This is a genomic window from Desulfobacterales bacterium (assembly GCA_021647905.1).
In the GTDB taxonomy this organism is placed as follows: domain Bacteria; phylum Desulfobacterota; class Desulfobulbia; order Desulfobulbales; family BM004; genus JAKITW01.
In genome coordinates, this window is the sequence record JAKITW010000114.1 from 1 (window position 1) to 4,688 (window position 4,688).

Annotated in this window: 4 protein-coding genes; 3 read left to right on the forward strand and 1 reads right to left on the reverse strand. The window is 59.9% G+C overall.

The window, feature by feature from the left end:
- The 3 genes from xseB to dxs form a co-directional block, all read left to right on the forward strand.
- Positions 1-411 (forward strand): exodeoxyribonuclease VII small subunit (gene xseB / locus L3J03_12180; GenBank protein ID MCF6291738.1); only part of this gene is annotated, 411 nt, incomplete at its 5' end.
- On the forward strand, positions 408-1,319 hold the full coding sequence (locus L3J03_12185) for a polyprenyl synthetase family protein (GenBank protein MCF6291739.1): 912 nt from the start codon (positions 408-410) through the stop codon (positions 1,317-1,319). The genes xseB and L3J03_12185, both read left to right, overlap by 4 nt.
- Positions 1,320-1,338: 19 nt before the next feature.
- The gene (dxs, locus tag L3J03_12190; GenBank protein ID MCF6291740.1) at positions 1,339-3,231 is read left to right on the forward strand and encodes a 1-deoxy-D-xylulose-5-phosphate synthase; all 1,893 of its coding nucleotides are present in this window, start codon (positions 1,339-1,341) and stop codon (positions 3,229-3,231) included.
- Positions 3,232-3,518: 287 nt separating this feature from the next.
- On the opposite strand, the gene L3J03_12195 is transcribed toward dxs, so the two are convergent.
- Entirely contained in the window at positions 3,519-4,538 is a 1,020-nt protein-coding gene (locus L3J03_12195) for an NAD-dependent epimerase (GenBank protein MCF6291741.1), read from the reverse strand.
- Between the last annotated feature and the right edge of the window lie 150 nt (positions 4,539-4,688).

A 4,688-nucleotide genomic window follows, 5' to 3' on the forward strand; every position in this document is an offset into this window, starting at 1 on the left:
CCGCCGCGGCGAAGCGAGTTCCTGCTTGATAGCCTGTTTATGAACAGCCGGCCCTTCTCAATGGAGCGGCCGTTGGTAGAAGAAAACCCCTTTCCCGACAGGAGGGGGTTTACTGAATGTTTACGTTTTTTCGGGGACCCCTGTTCAATTCGACCCTTTGGCCCAGCCATGAAACGAACCATGCAGAAAAAAAAATTCGAAGACGCCCTCCGGGAACTGGAACAGATCACCACTGAGCTGGAGGAGGGCGATCTCTCCCTGGAAGAATCCCTGGACAAATTCGACAATGGAATGAAATTAGCGGAATTCTGCAACCGCAAACTGGATGAGGCCCGCAAACGCGTCGATATTCTCATGGGCAAGGATGACGCCCCTGGGGCCGAACCGTTTGCCAAGGCAGACGGCAAATGAACGCCCCCCTTGAGATCAAAAACTATCTTGCGGTCAAACGCGCCCAGGTGGACCAGGCGTTGGCCCGCTTGATGCTTCCCGAGGAAGGGGAACCGGCCGACCACATCAAGGCCATGGGCTACAGCCTGTTTGCCGGGGGCAAACGCCTCCGGCCGATCCTCTGTCTTGCCGCGGCCGAAGCGGTGCAGGAAGAAAATCAGCCGGCCGGCGAGACCCTGCTGGCCGCGGCCTGCGCCCTGGAATGCATCCACACCTATTCCCTGATCCACGATGACCTGCCGGCCATGGACAACGACGATCTCAGACGAGGCCGGCCCACCAGCCATAAGGTCTTTGGCGAGGCTGCCGCAATCCTGGCCGGAGACGGATTGCTCACCTTTGCCTTTGAACTGCTGAGCCGCCCTGCCGACAACAACATCCCCTCCCAACAACGGCTGCGGGTCATCCAGCTGATCAGCAAGGCGGCCGGCCCCCTGGGGATGGTGGGCGGCCAGGCCATGGACCTGGACTGTGAGGGGAAACAGGTCCCCTTTACCACCCTGCGCTCGATCCACCGTCGCAAGACCGGGGCCCTGATCACCGCCTCGGTACAGACCGGGGCAATGCTGGCCAATGCCGATCCCGGCCGTTTTGCCGGACTCACCCTTTACGGAGAAAAAATCGGTTTGGCCTTTCAAATCGTTGACGATCTGCTTAATGTGGAGGGCACCACCGAACAACTGGGCAAGGCGGCCGGCTCGGATGCCGAACGACGCAAGGCCACTTATCCGGCCTTTTTCGGGGTGGCGGCGACCAGAAGGATGGCCGAAGAAACCGTGACCACTGCGCTGGCCGCAATAGACACCCTTGATCACCGGGCCGAGCCGCTCCGCCATCTGGCCCGATACATAGTGGAACGAAAGCGATAAACACCTTACCACCACAACCATGAAGAAATTTACTCCGTTGCTTGACACCATCAACTCACCGGACGACCTGCGCAAGCTGCCGGTAAAGATCCTGCCGGAACTGGCCGGGGAAATCCGCCGGATGATCATCGACACCGTTTCCCGCACCGGCGGCCACCTGGCCCCCAGTCTGGGAGTGGTTGAGTTGACCCTGGCCATTCATTACGTGTTCAACACCCCGGCGGACAAGCTCATCTGGGATGTAGGCCATCAATGCTATGCCCACAAACTGCTCACCGGCCGGCGCGACAGTTTTGCAACCCTGCGCCAGTACCGGGGGATCAGCGGTTTTCCCAAACGGAACGAAAGCCCCTACGACACCTTTGACACCGGTCACAGCAGCACCTCGATCTCCGCCGGCCTGGGCATCACCCTGGGCAAGCATCTCAAGGGCGACCACAACCGGGTAATCGCGGTGATCGGCGACGGCTCAATGACCGGCGGCATGGCCTTTGAGGCCTTGAACCAGGCCGGGCATCTCAACAAGGACCTGATCGTCATCTTAAACGACAACGAGATGTCGATCTCACCCAATGTCGGCGCCCTGTCCAGCTTCCTGAGCCGGAAGATGACCGGCAAGACCGTGGCCCGGGCCAAGGAGGAGTTGAAGAACCTGCTCAAATCCCTGTCCAATGTGGGCGAGAACATCCTCCAGGTCCTGAAACGGTCCGAGGAGAGCTTTAAGGGGTTCTTTACCCCGGGGATGCTCTTTGAGGCCCTGAAATTCGAATATGTGGGCCCGATTCCGGGTCACCGGGTCGACAGCCTGATTGAGACCCTGCGCAATGCCAGGGAGTTCAGCCGCGGGCCGGTACTAATCCATGTGCTCACCACCAAGGGCAAGGGCTACGGCCCGGCTGAAAAGAATCCAGGCGCCTATCACGGCGTGGGTCCCTTTGATATCAACACCGGCATCCCGCTGCCCGGAAAACCAGGGCCGGTTTCCTATACCCGCTGTTTCGGCGATACCATGGTCCATCTCGCCGAAAAGAACCCCAAGGTGGTGGCGATCACCGCGGCAATGCCGGCCGGTACCGGCCTGACCCGTTTTGCCGAACGGTTTCCCGACCGCTTCTTTGATGTGGGCATTGCCGAGCAGCATGCGGTCACCTTTGCCGCCGGCCTGGCCACCGAGGGCATGCGGCCGGTGGTGGCCATCTACGCCACCTTTTTCCAACGCGCCCTGGACCAGGTTATTCATGATGTCTGTCTGCCCGATCTGCCGGTCACCTTTGCCCTGGACCGGAGCGGGGTGGTGGGTGACGACGGTCCCACCCATCACGGGATGTTCGACATCGCCATGCTCCGGGCCATCCCCAACCTGGTGCTGATGGCGCCGGCCAACGAAAACGAACTCCAGCACATGCTCAACAGCGCGATCCTTCATCCCGGTCCGGTGGCGATCCGCTATCCCCGCGGCAAGGGCGAGGGCGTTGATCTTGACGCCGAACTCACCGAGCTGGAGCTGGGCAGGGGTGAACTGCTCAGGCAAGGAAAGGACGTGCTGCTGCTGCCGGTGGGCAACCGGGTCGTACCGGCAATGACCGCGGCCCAGGGGCTGGCCAAGATCGGCATCGAGGCAGCGGTGATCAACCCCAGGTTCATCAAACCGCTGGACGAAAAGTTGATCTGTGAGTGGGCTGAAAAGACCGGCCGGCTGGTGACCGTGGAAGACGGCTGCCGCCAGGGCGGATTCGGCAGCGCGGTACTTGAGGCCCTGGCCCGGCACGGGCTGACCCGGGTCAGGGTACGGATGCTGGGCTTCCCGGACCGGTTCATCGAACACGGGCCCCAGGAGGTGCTGCGCAAACAGGCCCACCTTGACGCCCCGGCGATGATCAACGCGGCCATGGAGTTGGTTAAAGACGGATGACGGTGGACAGAAAAGGATAGTAGAGGGTGCAGGGTGCAGGGTGCAGGGTGCAGGGTGCAGGGTGCAGGGTGCAGGGTGCAGGGTGCAGGGTGCAGGGTGCAGGGAATATTATATTCGGACCACGCTCACAGCCCCTATATTTTTTCACCGTAGACCGCAAACCGCTTGCCCGCTGGAGCCTCGGCGAATGAGGTGATTTCTGGTTTCAACTCATCGCTCATTGCTCATTGCCCAGCACTAATTCTTCCGTCTTCCGTCTTCCGTCTTCCGTCCTCTGTCTTCTGTCCTCAGACCCGGTAATACTGCCGATACCAGTCAACGAATTTACGGATCCCCTCTTCAACCGGGGTGTCCGGCTTGAAGCCCACGTCGCGGACCAGGTCGTCCACATCGGCGTAGGTGGCGGGCACATCCCCCATTTGCATGGGCAGCATGTTCTTGTCGGCCTTTTTGCCCAGACATTCCTCCAGCACCTCGATATAGCGCATCAGCTCAACCTGCTGGTTGTTGCCGATATTGTATATCCGGAACGGACAGGCCCCGGTTGCCGGGTCAGGGTCGTTACTCCGCCAGCCGGGGTCAGCCTCGGGCACCCGCATGATGACCCGGAACACCCCCTCGACAATGTCGTCAACATAGGTAAAATCCCGCACCATCCTGCCGTGATTGAACACATCGATGGGCCGGTCCCCGAGGATGGCCTTGGTAAAAAGGAACAGGGCCATGTCCGGCCGGCCCCAGGGACCGTAGACCGTGAAGAACCTGAGTCCGGTGGTGGGCAGGCCGTAGAGGTGGCTGTAGGTATGGGCCATCAGCTCGTTGGCCTTTTTTGAAGCAGCATAGAGGGACAGGGGATGGTCCACGTTGTGGTGCACCGAAAAGGGCATCCTGGTATTGGCCCCGTACACCGAGCTGGACGAGGCATAGACCAGATGGCTTACCCCGGAATGGCGGCACCCCTCGAGAATATTGACAAAGCCGACCAGATTGGTGTCCACGTAGGAGTGGGGATTTTCCAGGGAATAACGGACCCCGGCCTGGGCCGCCAGGTTCATCACCGCGTCGAACCGATGGTCTTTAAACAGGCCGGCCATGGCCCCACGGTCGGCCAGGTCGATATTAACATGAACAAAGGCCGGACTGGGGGTAAGCCGGTCGAGCCGGGCCTGTTTCAGGGCCGGATCATAGTAGTCGTTGAGATTATCCAGGCCCACCACCTCGATCCCATGGTCGAGCAGCCGCTTAGAGAGATGAAACCCTATAAAACCGGCCGCGCCGGTAACCAGTATTTTTTTCATCTTTTCCATCTCTTCGTTTCAACCCATTATCCAACGGTAACCGTTCACCGGGGGTACGGATTTACGGTAATCTTATGCCCGTAAGCGTTTACCAGTGGCTTAGATTCGTTCATTTGGGACTGCGAAGCATACTGGTGCTATTCGAGCAGGCCAAAATGG